The 22,815-nt window shown below is 46.5% G+C and carries 22 protein-coding genes; 11 read left to right on the forward strand and 11 right to left on the reverse strand.

All coding sequences use genetic code 11. From position 1 onward, the window contains the following. The first annotated feature begins 276 nt into the window (after positions 1–276). On the forward strand, positions 277–1,458 hold the full coding sequence (locus QUA90_RS23600; RefSeq protein ID WP_333448062.1) for an RtcB family protein: 1,182 nt from the start codon (positions 277–279) through the stop codon (positions 1,456–1,458). Between the two features lie 120 nt (positions 1,459–1,578). On the opposite strand, the gene QUA90_RS23605 is transcribed toward QUA90_RS23600, so the two are convergent. Then, complete coding sequence (locus tag QUA90_RS23605; RefSeq protein WP_333082558.1) at positions 1,579–1,950, reverse strand: DUF4278 domain-containing protein; 372 nt, start codon at positions 1,948–1,950, stop codon at positions 1,579–1,581. Between the two features lie 242 nt (positions 1,951–2,192). After that, a complete protein-coding gene (locus QUA90_RS23610; RefSeq protein WP_333082559.1) occupies positions 2,193–2,537 on the reverse strand; it encodes a BON domain-containing protein in 345 nt (114 codons plus the stop codon). A gap of 181 nt (positions 2,538–2,718) precedes the next feature. Here QUA90_RS23610 and QUA90_RS30515 point away from each other — a divergent pair, with 181 nt between their 5' ends. After that, a complete protein-coding gene (locus QUA90_RS30515) occupies positions 2,719–2,844 on the forward strand; it encodes a hypothetical protein (protein ID WP_445300137.1) in 126 nt (41 codons plus the stop codon). Positions 2,845–2,916: 72 nt separating this feature from the next. On the opposite strand, the gene QUA90_RS23615 is transcribed toward QUA90_RS30515, so the two are convergent. The 7 genes from QUA90_RS23615 to purC form a co-directional block, all read right to left on the reverse strand. After that, entirely contained in the window at positions 2,917–4,179 is a 1,263-nt protein-coding gene (locus QUA90_RS23615) for a DNA cytosine methyltransferase (protein WP_333326628.1), read from the reverse strand. Positions 4,180–4,315: 136 nt separating this feature from the next. Further along, positions 4,316–5,488: a lipid-A-disaccharide synthase gene (lpxB, locus tag QUA90_RS23620; protein WP_333448064.1), complete on the reverse strand. Its 1,173-nt coding sequence runs from the start codon at positions 5,486–5,488 to the stop codon at positions 4,316–4,318. A gap of 193 nt (positions 5,489–5,681) precedes the next feature. Continuing rightward, complete coding sequence (gene lpxA / locus QUA90_RS23625; protein ID WP_333448066.1) at positions 5,682–6,476, reverse strand: acyl-ACP--UDP-N-acetylglucosamine O-acyltransferase; 795 nt, start codon at positions 6,474–6,476, stop codon at positions 5,682–5,684. A 114-nt stretch (positions 6,477–6,590) separates the two neighbouring features. Continuing rightward, complete coding sequence (gene fabZ / locus QUA90_RS23630) at positions 6,591–7,112, reverse strand: 3-hydroxyacyl-ACP dehydratase FabZ (protein ID WP_333163518.1); 522 nt, start codon at positions 7,110–7,112, stop codon at positions 6,591–6,593. 86 nt (positions 7,113–7,198) lie between these two features. Beyond that, on the reverse strand, positions 7,199–8,056 hold the full coding sequence (gene lpxC / locus QUA90_RS23635; protein ID WP_333448068.1) for a UDP-3-O-acyl-N-acetylglucosamine deacetylase: 858 nt from the start codon (positions 8,054–8,056) through the stop codon (positions 7,199–7,201). Positions 8,057–8,176: 120 nt separating this feature from the next. Continuing rightward, complete coding sequence (locus QUA90_RS23640) at positions 8,177–10,558, reverse strand: BamA/TamA family outer membrane protein (RefSeq protein ID WP_333448070.1); 2,382 nt, start codon at positions 10,556–10,558, stop codon at positions 8,177–8,179. A 185-nt stretch (positions 10,559–10,743) separates the two neighbouring features. After that, positions 10,744–11,472, reverse strand: coding sequence for a phosphoribosylaminoimidazolesuccinocarboxamide synthase (gene purC, locus QUA90_RS23645; protein WP_333448072.1), 729 nt, complete (start codon positions 11,470–11,472; stop codon positions 10,744–10,746). A 114-nt stretch (positions 11,473–11,586) separates the two neighbouring features. On the opposite strand from purC, the gene QUA90_RS23650 reads away from it, so the two are divergent. The 9 genes from QUA90_RS23650 to QUA90_RS23690 all read left to right on the forward strand — a co-directional run bounded on the left by QUA90_RS23650 (position 11,587) and on the right by QUA90_RS23690 (position 20,696). Further along, positions 11,587–11,769 carry a hypothetical protein gene (locus QUA90_RS23650; RefSeq protein ID WP_333448073.1) on the forward strand — a complete coding sequence of 61 codons (183 nt, stop codon included), beginning with the start codon at positions 11,587–11,589 and terminating at the stop codon, positions 11,767–11,769. 102 nt (positions 11,770–11,871) lie between these two features. Beyond that, the gene (locus tag QUA90_RS23655; protein WP_333326615.1) at positions 11,872–12,303 is read left to right on the forward strand and encodes a response regulator; all 432 of its coding nucleotides are present in this window, start codon (positions 11,872–11,874) and stop codon (positions 12,301–12,303) included. Positions 12,304–12,421: 118 nt separating this feature from the next. After that, on the forward strand, positions 12,422–15,838 hold the full coding sequence (locus QUA90_RS23660; protein ID WP_333448074.1) for a response regulator: 3,417 nt from the start codon (positions 12,422–12,424) through the stop codon (positions 15,836–15,838). Between the two features lie 211 nt (positions 15,839–16,049). After that, positions 16,050–18,359 carry a DNA phosphorothioation-associated putative methyltransferase gene (locus QUA90_RS23665; RefSeq protein ID WP_333448075.1) on the forward strand — a complete coding sequence of 770 codons (2,310 nt, stop codon included), beginning with the start codon at positions 16,050–16,052 and terminating at the stop codon, positions 18,357–18,359. A gap of 121 nt (positions 18,360–18,480) precedes the next feature. Continuing rightward, positions 18,481–18,768 (forward strand): BrnT family toxin, encoded by a 288-nt coding sequence (locus QUA90_RS23670; protein ID WP_333448076.1) that lies wholly within the window; start codon positions 18,481–18,483, stop codon positions 18,766–18,768. Next, positions 18,722–19,015 carry a BrnA antitoxin family protein gene (locus QUA90_RS23675; protein ID WP_333380572.1) on the forward strand — a complete coding sequence of 98 codons (294 nt, stop codon included), beginning with the start codon at positions 18,722–18,724 and terminating at the stop codon, positions 19,013–19,015. The genes QUA90_RS23670 and QUA90_RS23675 overlap by 47 nt, the downstream gene beginning before the upstream one ends. Before the next feature lie 412 nt (positions 19,016–19,427). Further along, positions 19,428–20,012, forward strand: coding sequence for an SMI1/KNR4 family protein (locus tag QUA90_RS23680; protein WP_333448077.1), 585 nt, complete (start codon positions 19,428–19,430; stop codon positions 20,010–20,012). A 104-nt stretch (positions 20,013–20,116) separates the two neighbouring features. Further along, positions 20,117–20,413, forward strand: a complete 297-nt coding sequence (locus tag QUA90_RS23685; RefSeq protein ID WP_333448078.1) for a BrnT family toxin — start codon at positions 20,117–20,119, stop codon at positions 20,411–20,413. A gap of 34 nt (positions 20,414–20,447) precedes the next feature. Further along, on the forward strand, positions 20,448–20,696 hold the full coding sequence (locus QUA90_RS23690; protein ID WP_333448079.1) for a hypothetical protein: 249 nt from the start codon (positions 20,448–20,450) through the stop codon (positions 20,694–20,696). A gap of 123 nt (positions 20,697–20,819) precedes the next feature. Here QUA90_RS23690 and QUA90_RS23695 read toward each other — a convergent pair whose 3' ends face one another. Both QUA90_RS23695 and QUA90_RS23700 read right to left on the reverse strand, forming a co-directional pair. Then, complete coding sequence (locus tag QUA90_RS23695) at positions 20,820–21,992, reverse strand: TRC40/GET3/ArsA family transport-energizing ATPase (protein ID WP_333190745.1); 1,173 nt, start codon at positions 21,990–21,992, stop codon at positions 20,820–20,822. Between the two features lie 300 nt (positions 21,993–22,292). Next, a complete protein-coding gene (locus QUA90_RS23700) occupies positions 22,293–22,685 on the reverse strand; it encodes a DUF2358 domain-containing protein (protein ID WP_333448080.1) in 393 nt (130 codons plus the stop codon). Positions 22,686–22,815: the final 130 nt, after the last annotated feature.

The raw sequence follows: 22,815 nt of genomic DNA on the forward strand, positions 1-22,815 counted from the left end.
AGTGCGATCGATTTTAGTCCTCTTTCAGAGGACTTTCGCTATGAGACAGGGAATTCATTCCCTGTCGGACTGTCCGACTTACAAACAATACCGCTACTGCATTTGATGTGAAGTTGACGCGGCAAGCATTAGTGGGTAAGGTGCGTCAGTAAACATTTTATGACTCCCAAAAGAAATTCCCGACTGACACACCCTACAAGAATTAGTGTTTTTGACATCCGTTGCTATGTTACAATAATACTACATAACAAACTGGCAAAACCAACTTAAACAAAAATGCCCTACGAAAAATTAGACATATCAACCCCAAAACCCGTGCTATCTTGGGCAAATCACGCCCTAGGCGAAAAAGAAACCAAGATGACCGCAAACGTAGCATCTTTGCCATTTGTATTCAAACACGTCGCACTAATGCCCGATGTACATTTAGGAAAAGGTGCTTTAGTCGGTTCCGTAATTGCCACAAAAGAAGCAATTATTCCGGCTGCTGTCGGAGTTGATATTGGTTGCGGGATGGCTGCTATTAAAATGCCTTTCACCGCTAACAAATTAGAAGGCAAACTCAAACAAATTCGCCTCGATATCGAAGCCGCAATTCCCGTGGGATTTGCGGAAAACAAGGAAGTAGAAAAAACTGTCACCAACTGGCAGGGATGGGGTGAGTTTAAGCAACTTCATCAAGGCGTCCAGCACCAAAATAATAAAGCCTTAAAACAAATGGGTTCCCTCGGCGGCGGCAATCATTTTATTGAGGTTTGCGTTGATACAGAAAACTTTGTTTGGCTGATGCTGCATTCCGGTTCTCGCGGCATTGGAAACTTGCTCGCACAGCAGCACATCGAGACTGCTAAAGATTTAGCTAAACTGGCAGAAATTAATCTGGCTGACAAAGATTTGGCTTATTTTGTAGCGGGTACGCGGGAGTTTGCGGCTTACTGGCACGATTTGCAGTGGGCGCAAGATTATGCTCGTTTTAATCGCGATGTAATGATGAATCGGTTTAAGCGAATTGTGGAAAAGCACGTCGCGGGAGGCAAAGCTGTTAAGCCGTTATTAGAGGTGAATTGCCACCACAATTACGCGGAAAAAGAGGTGCATTTTGGCGAAGATGTGTATGTGACTCGCAAGGGTGCTGTGCGCGCAGATGTTGAGGATTACGGGATTATTCCTGGTTCGATGGGGGCGAAATCTTTCATTGTTAAAGGGAAGGGAAATGCTGAAAGCTACTGTAGTTGCAGTCACGGTGCGGGGCGGTTGATGTCTCGCACTCAAGCTAAAAATGTATTCACTCTCGATGATTTGGTGCGGCAGACTGAGGGGGTTGAGTGCCGGAAAGATGAGCAATTTTTAGATGAAATTCCGGGGGCTTATAAGCCGATTGATGAGGTGATGAGTCAGCAGTCGGATTTGGTGGAAGTTGTGGCGACGCTGAAGCAGGTGGTTTGCGTGAAGGGGTGACAGAAACTGGTTTATTTGTACTTCACTTACCTGAAAATTGCTTTATGGGAAGAGGAGGGAAATCAAGCCGCTGTTGATTTCCCCCTCTTGACAAACGCTTTGTTTTCGGAAGCTTTTTCTCTAACACACCATGTGTCTCGACTCAATTTCTAGCAAGCGCAGCAGTGTTTCATCGCCCTTGGCTTTGGCTGCTTCCTTTCTACGATCGAGAATATTGCAAATATTCGCTTGGTGCACTTGCGCCACTTCCACAACTGTTGGGTAATATTCCCCCCTCGCTGAGGCGCGAGCTGCTGCGACATCCCGATCGCCAGCTTGAGCATCTCGCTTTTTGGTATTGTTTGTGCCACCGTATTTTTTGGGGTTGGGAATGTGTCTCGGATACCGATAGTTCCAGTTTTGGCCCCGATATTTGCCCGCGACTTCGCCTTCGATCATATCAACTGTCGGAATGTCGTACTCGTAGTTTGAACCGCGATAAGTCAGTTTCATATTTTTTGATCCTTATATTTATGGAGATAAAAAGGGCAGTCAGGTCAGGGTTGGTTTTCTTTGCTAAAACTTTTTTAGTTTCTGTATTCAATTATACTGTTTTTTGATATAAATCAATTTTATTTACAATAATTAATATTTTGAGGGGGGGACGGCAACAAAAAACCCGCCGCAGCGGGTTTAATCGAGTTTTTGGCTAATTTGAGCAGCACCCGGAGCGAGACTGCTTCGGTTCCCAAGAACTAGCCGACTGTCACCTGATCGGTTTGCACGTTTGTGGCACCTTCTTCAGCAGAGGCGATCGCCACCAACTTGTCGAGAATTTCCTGACTAGGAACTTGACCTTTGAGAACAACCGTGCTGCTGAGCTGAGCTACATAAACAGTCTCGATATCAGCAACTTCTGCATCGGCGTCAAAAGCTAAAGCAACCCGCTTCGCTAAGCCACTTTCGTCAAAATTTCCGTCTGGGCCGACTTTAGCAGGAGCGATGGATTGCGCTTGTGCTGCTTGCTGTACTACTTGTGCCATCGGTTCAGCCTGGGGTGCAGGCTTTTCGAGTCCGAACAGTCTTTTAAACCAACCCATAGTAGTTGAGTCTCCTGAAAATACACTTTTTACACAATAGCTCTAGAAGTCCAAAAGACTTGTAATTGTTGCAAAACTCAGTGAAATTTCTCACAATGTTTTCCGGCAGACTTTCACAATCTCAAATCTCCTCTGATATCCAGATGTTGATTTTGCTATTTTATGTATAGGACGCTACGCCTTGGATTGCAGGCCAGTAGTCGAAATAGTTGCCACTTTTACCTTGAAAAAACTTCACAGCGCCCCGGAATACATTCCCGGTTTGTTTAACTACCGGGGACATCTCGTGCGGGTAATCGAAGTGTGATCACTGATACAGGGGACGCTAAACCCGCGCTTAATTGGGGGTAGCCCTGGATATACGCTGTCAATCTAATTCTTAACTTTTTAGATAATATTGTTCTGCTTCCGACCAATTGAGTTTAAGCAACGAATCATCTCCCCATGTCAGTTTGAGACTGGGCTTAAAGGCTGTCACCCCTAAAGCGCTAATAATTTGCGCTGCGACAGCTTTCGCCAATAGCGGTGGTACAGAATTTCCGACTTGGCGAAAACCGTGCCATTTTGTGACATGAAATCTAAACCAGTCAGGATAGGAATGCAGTCGCGCAGCTTCTCTGACTGTAATGCACCGAGGGGCGATCGGGTGAATCGGTCTCGGCGAAGTATAAGCCCCCCTCGCCCTGTCGGTTCCGGCCCTGAGTGTGTTGCAAACTCCGTCAGGGTGAAGCTTGTAAAAACGGCTGATCGGCTCTTTTTCGCCGTGTTTGGCCGCCTGAAACCTTTCTATACATTCCTGAGAATGTTTAGTTCGCAAACTACCAGAGAGGATTTGTCGATCGTACTCGCGATCGTAGGAATAATCATCATCCAAAGCATCAATTCCGCGCATTATACTCCCATAAGTGCTGCACTTTCCGTACTCCGCCATCACCCAATCTCGATGCAGCAACTCGCTGTACTTTTCCACTTCCGGCAAATCTCCAATCGCATCCCAAACTGTCGGGACAGCAGGCAAATTAATTTTTTTATAGCGTTTAGGAATTTTAATTTTCGGCAGTATAGTAGTTTGCTGAGGGTATTTGGGTAGCTCATAACCTTCTTTGCACCCCATCAAAAACAATCGTTTGCGAGCTTGCGGTACTCCATAGTTAACAGCGTTGAGAACTTGATATTTTTCTTCTACTTTATAGCCACATTTCAGAAAAGAGCTAATTAAAACATTCAGGAGTTCTTTGTGTTCTCCTGATGCAATTCCTGGCACATTTTCCATTACAAAGAACTTGGGTTTTAGCTCCAAAACTAAGCGCTGAAAGTGAAAAATTAGAGAATTTCGCGGGTCGTCCACATCGCGCTTGCCCATCATGGAGAATCCTTGACAGGGCGAACCGCTGATTACTACGTCTATCTCGCGCCGCCCGATCGCCGATTTTTTCCGAATTTCTGAACCCGTAAGCTGTGTGACATCTTTGCAAAGAATAGAACACAGCGGGAAATTAAACTCGTGTGTGGCGCAGTGAATAGGGTCGATTTCGACTGAGGCAAGTACATCAAACCCTGCTTGTTCAAAGCCCAGGGTCATGCCGCCCGCGCCTGCAAATAAATCAACAGCGATCGGTCGCTTTTTCCGATTGCTTGGCATAACATTTCAATAACAAAGTTGCTTTAATAGAAATTAAGGAAATCAACCGCGTTTCTGGTAATAAATCGTGGGTTTGTCCACGAGCCAGCCACAAAGGAACCGGGTTTCTACATAACCTTTCAATACCAAAATTGCTTTAAGAAGCTGTATTTAATTTAACATTTTTCATGATTTCCGCAGCGGCCCGATCGCACACGCCCACATCTCCGAGACTTTCGCGCATTTCCCGATAACCTGCCAAAGTTTGCTGGCGTTGATCGGCATTTTGCAGCAATTCCAGTGCGTGATTCACTATATTTTCCGCAGTCGCCTCGTCTTGCAGCAACTCCGGGACGATCGGCTTCATTTGCACCAAATTGGGCGGAGACATAAAAGGAATCGAAAATTTCAGGACGTGGCGAGCAATAATCGCCGTAATCGGACTGACGCGGTAGGCGACAACTTGCGGAACGTCGAGCAAAGCTAGCTCCAGATTAACAGTACCAGATTTAGCGATCGCCAGATCGGCAGCGGCTAATATTTCCAGAGTTTGATTTTCTAACAAAGTAGCCCGCAAACCGTAATTCTCAATCGCCTGTTCAATTTTGCTGCGGAAAGCTTTGTTAGCAAGCGGAATCCAAAAATGAACTTCCGGCAATTTAGCTTGAATAATTTGAGCTGCCTCAAATATAACCGGCATCAGGTACTTGAGCTCTTGGTGTCTGGAAGCGGGAATTAGGGCGATCGACACCTGTTCCGGCACAATTCCCAAAGTTTTGCGGGCAACTTCCCGGCTGGGCGCAGATTGCATTCTATCCACCAAAGGATGACCAACCCAACTCACTTGAGCTCCTTTTTTTTGATAATAACGAGCTTCCTCTGGGAAAATTGCCAAAAGTTGGTCGCAAATATTGACAATCAGATCAGTATTGCGAGGAGAAATCGACCAAACCCATTCTTGAGGTGCGATGTACCAAACCACCGGCAAATCAGGCAAACAGCGGCGGATGTAGCTGCCAATACCGAGATTTGGAGTCAAATAATCAATCAATACAACAGCATCGGGGCGGAAGTTTTTGAGATATTGTTTAGCTTTTTGCTGAACTTTGATTGTGGGCCAAATGTACGGCACTGATTCTATAAGGCCCATAGAACCAATGCCCAAAGTATCGCCTAAAATAGTAGCACCTGCTTCCGCCATACGAGGGCCGCCCAATCCGGTTATTTCTAACTCCAAACCAGCGGCGACAGCGTAACGTTTTAAGGCTGCAACTAACAAAGCTCCTTGCAAATCGCCCGAAACCTCACCAGTGCTGATAAAAATTTTCATAAAATCCTCGATATCATCAGTAAGGTGCCCCGGAGCAAAACTTTTTTAGCTGGGTTAAGGCTTGAAATTGACACACCCTACAGCTAACTGATCATAGGTTTGTAGTGAGGACTTCAGTCCTCTCTGACGCGAATTTTAGCTGCTAATAAGGACTAAAGTCCTTACTACAAACAATAGGTTTATTCTACCTCATTTACTTTTTGCCAGGAATCAAACCGCGCCGCCCTTTTGTTACAGACTGCTGCATAAATCTCTGCAGGTGCTGCAAGTGGGCATTTTCTGGCAACAAATCCAACTGTTCCAAAGCTTGATTGAGAGTGTAGCCAGAATGGTATAGAATACGAAAAGTTTTCTTCAAAACTAGCAAATCTTCTGGGGTAAAACCGGCGCGTTCGAGGCCTATTTTGTTGATTGCTCGCACTCTCGAAGGATTCCCCTCGACTAGCATATAAGGAGGTACGTCTCGATCGATCCTGCTCAAGCCGCCCACCATAGACAAGCGGCCGATGTGGACAAACTGGTGAACCCCCAAAACACCGCTCAAGCGAGCTTGAGACTCGATTTTAACGTGTCCGGCTAAGGCTACAGCATTGGCGATAATTACTCGATCGGCGATCGCGCAATTGTGTCCCACATGAACATAAGCCATCAATAGATTATGATTGCCAATAGTCGTGCTTTCTCCGGCTCCAGTAGCGCGGTTAATTGTCACGTATTCCCGAATGAGATTGTTGTCGCCAATTTTCACCCTAGTCAGAGAACCCTCGTATTTCAAATCTTGAGGTTCCAAACCAATCGCCGCACCGGGGAAAATGTGATTGCGAGCGCCTATTTCTGTTAGCCCGTCGATAATTGCATGAGCGCCAATCTTAGTCTCCGGCCCGATTTTCACTCTTTCCCCAATTACAGCATAAGCTCCCACTTCTACAGTCGGGTGAAGTTCAGCGCGGGGATGAATCACAGCAGTTGGGTGAATCAAAGTAAGCATTTTTCAGTTGTCAGTTGTCAGTTGGCTGTTGTCCGTTGTCTGTTGACTGTTGGCTGTTGTCTGTTGACTGTTCTTAGTTATAAATTACCAATTACCAGTTACCAATTCCCCAATTTAATCTACCATCGAAAACGTCAATTCCCCTTCACACACTTTTTGTCCGTCTACTTCAGCCAGAGCCTGCATTTTTGCGAAGCGACGGCGTTTTACCCACAGCAATTCTACAGTCATCAGCAACTGATCGCCCGGTACAACCTGACGACGGAACTTGACTTGATCAATTCCGGTAAACATCCACAATCCTTGCTTGATGTCGGGCAACTGAGCCAGAACAATACCGCCAACTTGAGCCATCGCTTCGACAATTAATACTCCAGGCATAATCGGCCGTCCGGGGAAATGCCCTTGAAAATGTGGTTCGTTGAAAGTCACATTTTTAATTCCTACAGCCTTCTCGGACGGCACGTAATCAACAATCTTGTCAACCAGTGCAAAAGGATAGCGATGAGGCAATAATTTCTGAACTTCTTCGAGAGTAAAAGTAGATTTAACCGCTGGAGAATCTTCACCGTTTTTGGTGGAGACGGATTCAGAATTAGCAGTATTGAGGGTGTTAACTTCAGTCAGCGTAGACATTTCTTGAAGAATTTTGAGTGTGGTATGGCAGAAGGCAGAAGTCAGAAGGAAGATGCAATCTTAACAGAAGATCACCTTGTTTTTTCCTAACTTTTATCTAGGGTAGCTAGAGCTTCCGATTTCAGGGCTTGGGCGAGTTGGACGTGCAGGTTGTGACTGGCTTTGTAAGCCAAGTAGTGAGCTTTTGGCCAAGTTCCGAGCAGACTGAGGTCGCCTACTAAGTCTAGGATTTTATGGCGCACTGGTTCGTTGGCAAATCTCAAAGGCGGGTTGAGCCAGCCGGATTGATCGCAAACTAGGGCGTTCTCTAGGGTACCACCTTTGATCAAACCTGCTTGTCGCAATTGGTCAACTTGGCGAGCAAGTCCAAAAGTGCGGGCTGGGGCGATCGCCGTCGCAAAACTTTCTGCCTCTGGCGACCAACTGTACCATTGATTGCCGATCGCCTGTTCCTCAAAATCAATTCCGTAACTAAATCGAGTTTCGGCTGACGGTAAAGCCGCTGCAAAAGCATCCCCGTGGCGCACCCAAATTGGCTCACTAACGACAAAGGAGGAAGTGGGGGTTTGCTTCGATTCTTGAGGAACTAAGCCGGTATGGGCGATCGCCTCTACCCAAACCTGGGCTGAACCGTCCAGCAGAGGCACTTCCGGCCCATCAACCTCAATTCGAGCATTATCCGCTCCCATCCCCGCCAAAGCGGCTAATAGATGCTCTACAGTGCGAATGTGAGCATCTATACCTGCGAGTTCCGTTGAAAGTGCCGTCTGACAAACGGCCTCAATTTTTGCTGGAATTATCGGAGCACCGGGCAAGTCAATTCTGACAAAATAGCGACCTTCCCCAACCGCAGCAGGCAAAACTCGGACGCGAGTTTGTTCGCCGCTGTGCAAACCGATTCCCGACAGTTCAAATTCAGATTTTAAGGTACGTTGAATAGTCATTAGTCATTAGTTAGTAGTCATTAGTTAGTAGTCAGTAGTCAACTGTCAACCGTCAGTAGTCAACTGCCAACTGCCAACTGCCAACTGCCAACTGCCAACTGCCAACTGTCAACTGTCAACTTAGAATCGCTCACCAATTCCAAAGTGAATTTGATTGTCGCCCGTGTCGTTGATACCGTAATCGATGCGGATCGGCCCTAAAGGAGATTGAACCCGCACGCCGAGGCCGTAACCGTAACCGCTACCGGGCTTTTCGCGGATACCGGCCGGGTCGCCCGGCACATCTTTGCCCGTGCCCAAGTCAGTGCCAGCATCCAAAAATAGCGCTCCGCCGATAAACGAAATAATCGGGAAACGGTACTCAACGCTGGCTTCTAGGAAACTGCGGCCGGCTCCCATGTCGCCTTCGTCGTATCCGCGCACCGAGTTGGCGCCCCCCAAGGCAAAGGCTTCGTAGGGAGGCAAATCTCCGAATACGGTGCCGCCTCTAAAACTGAATGCCAGGGTTTGAGGGCCGGGGGTAAAGTTAGTGTACTTGACTGGTAGGTACAAGCTGTAGCTGGCCCGCAGGCGGTTTAACAGGATGCTGCCGGAACCTACAGGAATCGATTGTTCCATCCCAAACCGGAGCAGGGAACCGCTAGTGGGGCGGAGGGGGTCGTTGCGCCGATCGCGCACAACACCTGCTTGCAAAGTTGTCAAGTCATCCGATCCCGAATCGCTAAAACTCAACAGGTTGCCGAGTTCGTCCTCGGACTCGCGCCTGCCTTTGCGATCGGTAATTGAGACTCGCTGGTACTGCAAGCCGACTGAAGCTGTCCACTCAGAATCCGCAAAAGGATTCCGATCCAGGGGACGGGTGAAATTGATACCGGCACCGGTGCGGACGACGCGGGGTCGATCGTCGTTGGGCAATCTAACTTCCCGTTCGCCACCGTCAAAAATCACGCTGATCGATCGTCTTCTAAACGCATTAATCGTATAAGAAGTCCGGTAAGGATCGCCCGCAATCCAGGGGTCGGTAAAACTCAGGTCAAACAGGGTTTGGCGTTCCCCGATTTGTATTTCAGCCCCCAATTTCTGGTTCCTACCTCTCAAGTTTTGCTGCTGGTAACTCAGCGTACCGAATAAACCCGTCGCGGAACTCAAACCCGCACCAGCCGCCAGAGAACCGGTATTTTTCTCAATGACGTTGACAATTACTCTTGCCTTGCGGGGGTCAGTCGTTCCCGGTTCCAAGGCAAGTCGCACGTCTTCAAAAATTCCCAAACCAAACACCCGTCTCAAATCCCTTTCCGCCTTAGTGCGGTTAAAGATGTCTCCGGGCTTGAGTTCTACTTCGCGGGTGATGACAAACTGACGGGTGTTGCCTCCGATCGGCTGACCCGTGGCATCTGTTGCCTCTCCCTCCTTGTTCAGGAAGCGGACATCAACGGATTCGATCTGGCCTTCTGCCACTACCAGGGTGACAGTGCCGTCGTCTGCTACTTGCGGGGCATCAGTGATTTGGCCCAAAACATAGCCGTTCTCTTGATACCACGCATTAATTTTTTTCACTCCCTCTTCAAAGCGGCGAAGGTTGAGAATTTTGCCGTATTGATCGCGGAAGCTTTCGTCAATTACGCTTTGGGGCAGCACTTGCTGACCGGTGATTGTCACTCCCCGCAGCACCGGATTTGGCTGCACAATAAAAGTTACCCGGACGCCCAACGGGGTGTCTTCCGGTACTGCCCGCACGTTTCTGAAAAAGCCTGTGGCAAAAATGGCGTTGATGTCTTGTTGCAGTTGGCTGCGGTTGGTCGTGCGTCCCGGTTGGGTGCTGATGACTCGGTAAATTTCGCTTTCCAGGTCGTCCGTCGCCCCGGTGACTGTCACTTCTGCAACTAGCACTTGCGGTTCTGCCGCCCCGGCGGGTGCGGGGGTTTGTCTCGGCTGCGGTGCTGGGCTAGGTGGCAATGGGGGAACGGTGTTAGCGGGCGGCCTGGTCGGGGCCGGTATTGTCGGAACTTGGGCGTTTTGAGCGATCGTCCCTGGTTCCTCTGGTTTCCCTAGCTCTGCTGCGATCCAGGCGGGCGTTACAGCCGATTCCTCGGGGGGGAGCGAACTGTCCTGTTGCGCGTCTGGCAGGGCGTTTTGGCTGCTAGAGGCGGGGGAGGGGTTGGATGCTAGCTCGGGTTTGAGTTGAAGGATCAGAGGTGAAACCGGCGAAGGCGGTTCTGTGACTCGATCTGGGGGTTGGTCGTTGGGTTCTCCTCTGGCAGGGGCCTGAGCTATTTTTAGGGCTTCCCCTTTGCCGGTTTTAGCGGCTTTGCGGTTTTGAGGAGGGTTTTGGGTTAATTCTGGAATGGGGCGATCGGGTAATTCGATCGACGGGGCGGGCCGGGCGGCAGCCAAAGCTTCCTCTGCTGATTCAGAGTAGGATGTTTGGCCGGAAGCAGAATTTGATAACCCGAATGTTGCTGAGGCAGTAAAAACTGCCACCAATACAGCAGATAAACGCATTTTTGTTCACTTTTTTGGGCAATCCACACACCACATTAGTCATTAGTCATTAGTCATTAGTCATTAGTTATATAAGTCGGTGGAATTTCGCGCTGACCGCTAATTGATGACTGTTGACCGCTGATTGCTGACATCGAAAGCAGAAGGGTGACAAACTGTGCAATTCTAGCGCATTACCAAGGCCTCTAGACTTTCTGAGCGAGAACGCGTTGGAGAACTTGCTGGTAAGCGGTTTCTACCGATCCTAAGTCGCGGCGGAATCGGTCTTTGTCCATAACACGGGCGTCGGGGTCGGCTTCTGCGTTGTCCCAGAGGCGGCAGGTGTCGGGACTGATTTCGTCGGCGAGGATCAGATTTTGATGTTGGTCGATACCGAATTCTAGTTTGAAGTCTACCAGGGTGATGCCGCACTGGCTGAAAAATTCTTTGAGTATTTCGTTAATTTCGCGGGCGGCGATTTCTAGTTGGTCTATTTGTTCGGGGGTGGCTAGTTGCATTAGCAGCAGCCTGTCGCGGGTCAGCAGCGGGTCTCCCAAATCGTCGTTTTTGTAATAAAACTCCACCAGCGGCGGATTGACTATTGTGCCGAGAGCGAGTCCGGTTTGCTTGCACAGACTGCCGGCGGCAATGTTTCTGACTACGACTTCCAATGGCAAGATTTGGACGCGACAGACTCGCATTTCGTTGGGGGCCGGCGTGTCGATGAAGTGGGTGGGAATGCCTTTGGCTTCTAGCATCCGAAACAGGTGGGCGGATACGGCGCAGTTGATTTCGCCTTTGCCGACGATGCTGCCGCGTTTTTGGGCGTTAAAGGCTGTGGCGTCGTCTTTGAAGTGGGTCAGCAAAATTTCGTTGTCTTCGGTGGAGTAGAGGATTTTGGCTTTGCCTTCGTAGAGTTTGCGATCGGCTGACATGGCGATTAATAATAATGTAGATGAGTTTTAGATTTTACCGTAGCTCGATCGGGTGTTATTGGCGAGTTTTTGGATCTCCGCTGCACCGCTCATGCTCTGACCAAGAATTTCTTGATGGTACAAGCCCCCGGATTTATCCGTGGAATCAATCCCAAATCTCAAATCTCAAATCCTCAAGCCCCCGCATTTATCCGTCGGGTCAATCCCAAATCTCAAATCTCAAATCTCAAATCGAATGACGGGCAAGTACGCCTGCAGGTAGATACTGTCATCGACCCCGGCATAAATGATTCTTGACAAAGGACAATAGATATTAAACCTGCTGGGTTCGCGATCCGTGCTGAAAAAACCTCGCAAACGAGACGGGCGCTTAAAAAACATCTAGAAAATGGCTGATTTATGCAAGACAAAAAAATTCATATTCTCTTGGTAGAAGATGATGAGGTTGATGTGATGAACGTCCGGCGAGCTTTCAAAAAAAATAACATCGTCAACCCCCTCTACATTGCTGCCAATGGATTAGAAGCTCTAGCCATATTACGTGGAGAAGGAAAAATAGATCCTCCCATGCCTAAAGCGCGCCGGTTGATTTTGCTGGACTTGAATATGCCGAGAATGAGCGGGATCGAGTTTTTGCAACAATTGCGACTAGATGAATGTTTGAGGTCGATTCCGGTAATCGTCCTCACAACTTCTAATGAAGATAGAGATAAAGTAAAAGCTTATAATTTGAATGTAGCGGGCTATATTCTTAAACCTGTTACTTTTTCTAACTTTGTGGAAGTGATGGCTACCCTAAACAAATACTGGATGCTGAGCGAAATTCCCTAAAATAGGGAAATTTGAATATTTTTTTTCAAGGGGAATTTATGATTTTTCAGCGATGCAGTTGTTTGAATTCCTTTTTCTCGACAGCAGCTTTTTCGGAGTAATCCACAATTCGGTTTTTATGGACAAAATTCTCACAATTCTGATAGTTGATGACGATGCAGTAGATCGAATGGCGATCAAACGCTCGCTCAAGTCCGCTGGTGTTTCGGCAGAAGTTACTGAGGCAGAAGACTGCGCGGATGCCCTGGTCCAACTCTCGGTCAGCAAAAATTCTACGCAGGCTACCGCGAAACTCTCCCAACAAAATAAATCTCAACCTTTAAGCGAGCTTGAGGAGACAGAACAGGGGCTGCTATTAAATCAAATATTTGAGTGCAAATTTGACTGCGTATTCCTCGACTACGGATTGCCGGACGGAGACGGACTGAGTTTGGTAAAAGATCTACGAGAAGCTGGACTGAAAGTTCCCTTAATTGTACTCACAGGTCAAGGCGACGAACAAATTGCTGTGGAATTGATGAAGGCAGGAGCTTCAGATTATATCGCTAAAAATAAGCTTTCTCCAGATAGTTTGTCCCGCAGCTTATCCAATGCGATGCGCGTTTACCGTGCCGAATATCAGGCGTTTCATACCAGTCAAAAGCTCAAGGAAAGTGAAGAACGATACAGGTTAGTTTTAGAGGGAGTGAACGACGGAATTTGGGATTGGGATTTAAGTAAAAATGAGGTTTATTGGAACGATCGCCTTTTGGAAATTATCGGTTTGTCGCGCAAGCAATTTGGCAGGACTATGGAAGCTCTATATAACCGCCTGCACCCCGATGACAAGGAGGGAATTGTCGCGGCGATCGCCGCTCACTTGGAACACGAAATAGACTACAATGTAGAATTTCGGCTGCTGCACTCGAACGGTGTTTACCGCTACTGCACTTCTCAGGGAAAAGCTCAGCGCAATTCCCAAGGAAAACCGCTGCGAATGGCCGGCATGATTAGCGATATTACTGAGCGGAAACAGGCGGAAGATGCTGTGGAAAGGGAACGGCAGCAACTGAGACAAATTATTACTTGCGTGCCTGTAGCAATGGCGATGTTCGATACACAAATGCGCTATATGGCTAACTCTAAAAAATGGGTTAGTCAATTTAATTTGGGCTTGCCGTCCCTGAATAATCTCAGCCATTACGAATTGTTTCCAGATACGCCGAATCGCTGGAAAGTAATGTACCAAGAAGTGCTCCAAGGCAAGGTAGTTTCTGTGAGCGAAGATGCTTGGGAACGAGCAGGCGGCTCTGTTATCTACCTGCGCTGGGCCGCTCACCCTTGGTACAATCCAGACGGTAAAGTAGGGGGAATTGTGATGGTTGCCGACAAGATTAATGAGTTGGTGGAAGCGCGGGAAACTGCCTTAGAAGCTAGTCGGGTGAAGTCCCAATTCTTGGCGAACATGAGTCACGAAATTCGCACTCCGATGAATGGGGTTTTGGCAATGGCTCAATTGATGCTGCGCGCTCCTCTGGAACAGAAACAGCGGGGCTGTGCTCAGACGATTTACCGCAGTGCTGAACATTTGCTAAATGTTATTAATGATATTCTCGATTTCTCTAAGATTGAAGCTGGAGAGATGCGGCTGGAAAAGGCTAATTTTGATTTGGATACTTGCGTTGAGTCGGTGATAGAAATCATAGCGCATTTGGCTGAAGAAAAAGGTCTTGAATTGAATATTTTAGTTGACAGTTCAGTGCCCAGAAAGTTGGTAGGCGACTCGGGCAGATTGAAGCAAGTTTTGCTGAATTTGACGGGTAATGCCATAAAGTTTACGGATCGCGGTCAAGTTTTAGTTCACGTAACGGTGAAACAAGGCAACCGACTGGCAGAGGGTAGACAAGGGGCAAGATTGCTATTTTCCGTCCGAGATACTGGCATTGGAATTTCGGCAGAAGGGCAAACAAAGTTGTTCCAATCTTTTTCTCAGGTAGACGATTCTCCTACTAGGCCTTACGGCGGGACGGGTTTGGGTTTGGCTATTTGTAAGCAGTTAGTGGAGATGATGGGAGGGGACATTGGAGTTCGCAGTTTGCTAGGCAGTGGTGCTACTTTTTGGTTTACTGTACCTTTGGAAAAACAGTTGCCAGTTGAGCCTCATGATCCCGAACTAGCGGGCAAGAAACTGTTAGTAGTCTCTGGAAGCGCTTTGAGAAGGGCAGCGGTGCGCTCGCTCGCTCAAAGTTGGGGTGCCCGCTGCGATGAGGCAGAAACTGCTGCTGAGGCTTGGAATTGGTTTCCAAATGCCCAGGGCGGGATTTCTCAGTATTCGGGAGAGGGGGGAAAAAGCTGGGATGTGGTGCTTGTGGACTTGCAAATGCCGGAGTTGGATGCGGAGGAATTTGCTAGGAAAGTGCGATCGACCTCGGCAGTTGGCTCGTTAATCGCCATGACTGCTTTGCGGGAACAGCCGAAGGCTGAATCGCTTTGCAGTCGAGGTTTTAACGGATATTTGATCGAGCCGGTGCGACCAAGCCGCCTGCTTGAGGCTTTGCAGGCGCCGGTGAAGGGAACGGGAGATTTTGGGAGAGTGGAGGCTGCTAATACTTACAAGTTGCCACCAGTTAATTCTCCATATGTTACTCCCAATTCGCTGTCATCGCTAAGGATTTTGGTGGCGGAAGACCACCCAATCAATCAACAAGTTCTTGTCGAACAGTTGGCAGTTTTAGGCTATCAAGCTGACTGCGTGGTCAACGGTCAAGAAGCGCTGGATTTGCTGGCAAAAAAAAGCTATGATTTAGTGCTGATGGACTGTCAAATGCCGGTACTTGATGGTTACAAAACGGCGCAAAAGTTGAGGCAAATTGAAGGAAGAGATCGGCATACTTTTGTGATGGCTTTAACGGCTCATGCTATGCCGGGGGAACGAGAAAAGTGTCTGGCAGCGGGGATGGATGATTATCTCAGTAAACCTGTAGATTTAGATGCTTTGGCGGCGGCTCTGAAAAAGTATGAAGCCCTAAATGTTCAGGGTGACAATAAGTATGGAGTTAAAAGTATAAATTCGGCAAATAAATCTCAATTAGCAACAAATTATACAGAAGTTATGGAAAAAGCGCAGGTTGTGGCTCTGCCGACACCAAGGGCGATCGCACATCAAACTTGGGAACATATAGACTACGACGGACTGTTCGACAAGAGCAGATTGGAGCAACTCGGACGAGTTAATATTAAATTGCCAGAGCGACTTTTGCAAGCTTTTGTGGCAGGCGCGCAAGCTGATGTAGCTGCTGCCAAAATAGCCGTAGAAGCTAAAGATTGGCAAGCTGTGGAATATCAAGCCCACCGTCTCAAAGGAACTTCTGCTAATGTGGGAGTTGCTCTGATGTCGGATTTGGCCGCACAATTGGAGCATCAAGCGCGAAGCTTTCAATCTGAATCACCAGATGTGGAATTGTTAAATATTGAGAGGGTTGAGAACATATTAGTAAGTTTGTTCAGTCATTTAGCCAGGGTTCAAGAATTTGTGGAAACGCGAATGTTTGGTTAATATATTACTCGATCATAGTTGCTCCTAGTCGGCAATTAAAATCGCCATTACAAAAACGAAGTTTCTCTCTAAGAGACTAAGAAATAGAGCGGTACGGTACGGAGTGTGCATCCTAAATAGAAAAAATCTAGGAAAATTTTGTTTCTTTCTTTCGTCACTCCGTGTTCTCTGCGTTCTCTGCGGTTAATTAAAAATAATAATTAATTTAGCTATGAATTACGATACCAGTACAAACACTATTTTAGATAGCAATTCATTAAAAAATGATGAAAAAATGCTAACGCCTTTGAGGGTTTTTGCTCGGGAAGTTTTATTGTATGAAAACGAGGCTATCTCTGAGCAAGATTCTGTAAATGTTGTGCCGTACCCGCAAGATGAAAACAATAATTTATGTGTTGACAATCTCCTAGCAAAAGTGGCTCGCTGCTGTCGCGAAAGCAAGGTGGGAAAAAAATTACCGACGGCTTTTTACGTTCACGTTTCGGCTTTGCAGACACTCCACCCTGTCCTCGGTATCTACGAAAATTGTGCCAGACACACTCTCGAAAATATTGATGAAGCAACTTTAGTGAAATTTTTGCTCCATCAACCTAAAATATCTTATCTTTTTTATCCTGATTTCGATACTGACGCTCATCCTGCTTTGCAAACCAGCATCCAAATTAATCTAGCAACAGGGGAAGTTAAATATTTCGATTACAGCAACAGCGAAAATCCTCCTGTTTTGCACCGTAAGGAAACTTTTGTAGCTGCCAATTATCCCAATTACGAAAAGTTTGCGAGGCTGACTCGCACCGAGGAAAAGTGGGGGCTGCTTGACAACACTAGCGTGATCGGCACTCGCGAGGGTTGGCTCAAATATTTGGGATATTGCGGTGTAGAAATCCAAGATCATACTGTTGTCGAGCGTTTGAAACAGGAGAATAGTGAGCTATCAATTCCTAAGATCGAGCGACACAAAGCTGCAATGGTACGCAACTCGCTTTCTAAACCTCTGCGTCTGGTTTTAGAAGCTGATTTAGCGAGGGACGGGGCGACTTTTTTTGATTACGGTTGCGGTTACGGCGGGGATGTTAAATATATTGCACAAGAGGGTTATGCTATTTCTGGTTGGGACCCATACTATCAGCCGGATACTCCGCGAATTTGTGCTGATATTGTGAATATTGGTTATGTGATTAATGTCATTGAATCTTTGGCGGAACGCCGAGAAGCGTTGCTGAATGCTTGGGAATTAACTAAGAATTTATTAGTTGTGGCGGCTCAGGTTTTGATTGATGATAGCGATAGAGGTCAAATTGCTTATGGGGATGGGGTGATTACTTCTCGGAATACTTTTCAGAAGTATTACGAACAAGAGGAGTTGAAGGTTTATATTGACCAAGTTTTGAATGTTGATGCGATTCCTGTGGCTTTGGGGATTTATTTTGTGTTTCGGGATGCTGCAGAGGGTGAAGGTTTTCGCGCTTCTCGGTTTCGATCGCACTTATCGACTCCCAGGGTGCGATCGCAAGTGAAGCGGTTTGAGGATTATGCGGAAATGTTGGCTCCTTTGATGGCTTTTGTGAGCGATCGAGGCCGGCTTCCTGTTAAAGGCGAACTAGCGGAAGAATCGGCGATTAAGGGGGAATTTCACAGTTTTAATCGCGCTTGGAGGGTGATTTTGCAAGCAACGGATGCGGATGATTGGGAGAGAATCGCCGACAAGCGCCGCCAGGATTTGCTAGTATATCTCGCTCTCAACGGTTTGGGAGAGCGGCCTTCAATGCGCCGACTCCCGGCTCAAATCCGCAACGACATCAAAGGTTTGTTTGACAATTATCAAAAAGCTTGCACTTTGGCTGATTTAATGCTATATAGTTTGGGAAAACCTGATATTGTGGCTGACTGTTGCGAAGATAGTGCGATCGGCTACAAACAGCCCGGTTCCCTTTCAGTTCACGTCTCTGCATTAGAAGAACTAGACCCTTTGCTGCGTCTGTACGAAGGCTGCGCTAACCGCACAATTGGCAGGCTTGACGGTGCGACAATCATCAAATTTTACGCTCGCAAACCTCAAATTTCCTATTTATTTTATCCCGATTTTGACACTAACCCACATCCCGCCCTCCACACGGCTATGCACATACATTTGCGCGATCTTTCGGTCAGCTATCAAGACTTTTCTGATGTCTATAATCCGCCAATTTTAGTTAGAAAAGAAGCTTTTGTTACTGCTAGTTATCCCCATTACGACAAGTTTGCGAAACTCACCCGCCAAGAAGAAAAGTTAGGGATTCTAGATCGTGGCGTAGTTAAAAAGCATCGGGAGTGGGTGAAGTGTTTGGAGGAAAACTGCGTTAAAATTAAGGATCATACGTTGTTTTGGCGATCGAATGCTGACCCAGAAAGGTTGAAAATGCTGCAAAAAGCTGCCTCGGAACGTCAGCAGAAAAAGATTGAGTTGAATCTAGGAAAGATTGAAGGAAAAGCAGAGGCCGCAGAGAGCACAGAGGATGGGAAAGAAGAGGGAGAGGAATAGTCATGAAAGCAGAGTATGATTTTAGTTAAGGTAAGTGAGGGCGATCGCATTTTAATTCTGCTAGGTGGTCAAATATTGGTACTTTTGTTCTAAACTTGGCTCATGTGCTAGATTTAAGTTCATGAAGTTTGAGTGGGACGATCGTAAAAACCAAAGCAACCTTGCAAAGCATGGGTTTGACTTCGCTGATGCTTTTCGTATCTTCAACCTACCGATGGTTGTCGAATTAGATGAGCGAGAGGATTATGGTGAAGATCGATGTATCGGTATTGGTTTACTTAAGGGACGAGTTGTAGTTGTTGTCTACACGGAACCCGATCGGGAAACAGTTCGCATTATCTCATTACGAAAGTCACTGTCTTATGAACGCAGACGCTATGAACAATACCTCAAAAACCGACTGGGCTAGAATCGACGCAATGAGCGATGAAGATATCGATACTTCCGATAGTCCACCACTATCGGAGGAGTTCTTTACTAGAGCGCAATTACGAATGCCTCAGTCGGCTATTACTATGCCAGTTCAAGTAGATCCTGAAACATTTGCTTGGTTTCAGGCACAAGGAGAAACTGCCCAACAGCAAATGTCTGTAGCACTTAGGATTTATGCAGATGCACACAAAACCTATCCTGCATTCGTAGCAAAGCCAGCATAACGCTCGGCAGTACGATGAGGAAAGTTATGGAAACAGAGTATGATTTTAGTCAGGGTAAGCGAGGGGCGAGCGATCCAACATTACCTGGGAAAACTCGGCTCGCAATCTCGTTAGATGATGAGGTTGTAGCGTGATTTCGCGAGCAAGTTCATTTAGCAGATGGAGGAAACTACCAAACCTTAATTAATGAAGCGTTACGTCAATATATTCAGCAAAGCTGTGATCCTTTGGAAGAAACTCTGCGAAGAGTTGTACGAGAGGAACTTGAGCGTATTGAAAAGTGAAGTGCAAATGACCGCGCAACGAACTGTTTCGATACCTTCCCAATTCTTGCCTACAGTCAGGGCAGGATGTTGCGGAAGTATCGCGAAAATGAACTGCACTTAAACCAACAGGCTTCGGAGGTTTTCTCATGAAAATAATTTGGGAAAAAATTGATAATTGGCTCGCCGCCAATGCACCTCAAGTGCTGAAAAGTCTCAGGCCCGGCGCTACTGATGAGGAGATTTATCGAGCAGAAGCATTCTTTGGTGTAGAGTTTCCCGAAGATTTTAAGCTGTCTTACCGCGTGCATAACGGTCAGGATGAAGAATCTTATTCCCTATTCCCCCAATTGGAGCTCCTCTCTCTCCAAAGCGCGATCGAAATATCTGAAAAATGGCAGAATTGTTCAGACGATAATTTTAGGTGCGATCGTGAAAACATTTTTGAAGGAATCTGGAACGGTTGGTGGAACCCGAATTGGATTCCATTCACCAACGAAAGCAATGGTGCTTGCGAATGCGTAGATTTAGCCCCAGCAGCAGGCGGAAATGTTGGACAAGTCATTATTGTAGAGTGGCAGGAGCCTACTAGAGGGCTTATTGCACCTAATTTTCGAGTTTATCTGGAAACCTTTGCAGATGCACTCGAACGAGGAGAATATCGGTTCTCTGAGAATGGTTATGGGTTAGTGGATCTAGTTGACTTTGAAATATTTATGCAGAAACACAATTGAAAGGCCTCAACAAGCATCACAGGCTTTGGCAGTAGTTTGAAAACGATCGTTTTTTGTGAATAACGTATTGACATTGTAAATACATTTTACCTATACTAGGGAGCATGAATGTATACTTCGTGCTCAATGGCATTACCTTCGTATGGGACGACTCAAAAGCGCGGATCAATCCCACAAATCATGATGGGGTTACTTTTCAACAAGCTGCTGAATCCTTCTTTGACCCATTTCTAGTTGTCGTTGATGCCAGCCGCAATCAGGAAGCGCGTGATGCTGTGATTGGGCTAGATAGTCGGTGGAATCTACTGTATGTGGTTCACATTGAGCGTGAAGAAAATGTCATTCGGATTATTTCAGCACGTAAAGCAACTCATCAGGAGAGGGCAGAGTATGAAGATTGAAGCATTAAAGCAGCGATTAGATCGAAACCGTCCAATGACTAGCGTAACGATCCGTATGCCAGAAGATGTTGTGGAAGACCTAAAGAAAGTTGCACCATTGTTGGGTTTTTCGGGTTATCAACCATTAATTCGTGCTTATATCGGTCAAGGTTTGCGCGTTGATTTAGAACGATTTGAGAGCGAGACAGTGACAGCCTTAGTAGCAAGTTTGAAGCGTCGAGGAGTCAGCGATGAAGTGATTGATGAGGCATTAAAGGAAGTCGTTCATGCTAAATCATGTTAATTGTATCTAGCCCGCAGTACAAAAAGGCGATCGATACCTGCACGCGAGGTCAAAAACCCGGTTTATGCCTCACTATCTCAAGGGGGAAACCGGGTTTTTTAGGTTGATAGTGCGTAAGTCTTGTTAAGCAAACTTAATCTTCAAATAATCATCCTCCATCTTCGCCCCCGAAGGTTGCAGCGCCGCTAAAGCTTGCGGCAACACCAAATTACGGCGGTGATTCCCAATCCGAACATTCAACTCATCTCCGGTTTTGCTCAACTGGATTTGATCCTTAGCAATTCCGGGCAAATACAGTTCAAGACTATATTGATTGTTTTCCTGCACGATCTTAATCGTATTTTCTTTGTAATAAACTTGACTTGGGTCTTCGTCTTTGTAAAGCGTTTCTTTCAACCGTTCCAAAGCGGGCAAACCGCACATTTCTTCGGAATAAAGCGGTACTTCTTTAACGGGCAACGGCATGAAATCTGAGTGAATTTCCTGACGGTACTGCTCCTGGCTTTCTTTCCACCGTTTGAAAAATGGGTCAGTTACTTCTGCGGGAATAATCCGGTTAGCTACTACTAAATCAGTAGCTACATTGTACAAACTCAAATAGGCATGAGCGCGCAGAGACTCTTTAATTACCATTTTTTCTGGATTAGTAACTAACCTTACCGAAGTGACAGTATTGTCAGTTAAAACCTTTTCCAAAGCTTCGATTTGTTCGTAAAATTCGTAAGGTGCATCCATCACCTCTTTGTCTGGTAAAGAAAAACCCGCAATTGGTCTAAAAATAGGTTCAACTAAAGGTCGAAGGGCGGCGGATATGCCTTGCAGTGGCTTGTAAAATTTTCTCATGTACCAGCCGCCAACTTCCGGCAAACTTAGCAGTCTCAATGCTGTGCCAGTCGGAGCAGAATCGATAATTAAAACATCAAATTCGCCTTCGTCGTAATGCCGCTTCATTCGCACTAAACCGAAGATTTCATCCATTCCTGGCAAGATGGCTAATTCTTCAGCTTGCACGCCTTCGAGCCCCTGGGCACGCAAAACTTGAGTAATGTAGCGCTTAACTGCTCCCCAATTGCCTTCTAATTCCCTGAGAGCGTCTAATTCGGCTCCCCACAAATTCGGTTTCACCAACCGCGAATCGTGTCCGAGTTCCATGTCAAAGCTGTCGGCTAAGGAGTGAGCCGGATCTGTACTCAGCACTAGGGTTTTGTATCCCAATTCGGCACATCGCAGCCCAGTCGCAGCGGCTACGGAGGTTTTGCCGACGCCGCCTTTTCCAGTCATTAATATTAAGCGCATTGATTGTTTAGCTCGCCTGAAAGTAGTTTACTCTTATATTGTAACGTTATGTAACAAAAATTAATTCGCTGGGGGAATTAATTGGGGCGATCGCCCACGGCTGAACACAGCGCATTTCCTGTGATTCACGAAATTGCTGCAATGTCAAGCTCAGTTAAAATTATTTATCTCAGATATAAATTGCAACAAATAAAAATCCATCAGCGTTCATCTGTGTTTATCTGCTAATATCTGCGGTTAAAAAAGGGAGATCGCTCTTGAAACACCATTTTTTATTGCTAAAAAACCTAAGAAAAATTCTCAAACATCAGTTTTCACAGGAAATACAAGCTGTTTGAGAACATCCAACCGCGAACAGTTCCAGTAATCGATGTGAGAAACAATTAAACCGTCGCTGTTGATTTTCAGTTCGCTCCTACCGGCGATCGCCATTTTCGGTTTCCAAGGTAACGGTGCGATCCAGCTCAGAGTCCAGCGAGTTTCTATAGTATCTCCCGACTGCGAAATCCCGTGCAAATCGAGATTTACATCCTGAAAAAAAGTCCCCATAAACCCGATCATTTTGCGGTAGCGATCGACTCCTGTAAATCGATTCACCGGATCTTCAAAATAAACATCTTTTGCATAGATGCTGTAAGTCTGATTATCGGGAAATCTTTGATAATCGTCTTTGAGAATTTCAATAATGTCCATTTCCAGCGATCGTTATTTTTATATTATTAGAATATAATTTTAACACAAGAAAGCGAAAATTCGCAATTCTCGTCCAAATTGTGATAATATATCGGGTTATTTCCTGCCTTGCCAACTTTCAACTTAACAT

The organism is Microcoleus sp. D3_18_C4, assembly GCF_036702355.1.
GTDB lineage: Bacteria > Cyanobacteriota > Cyanobacteriia > Cyanobacteriales > Microcoleaceae > Microcoleus.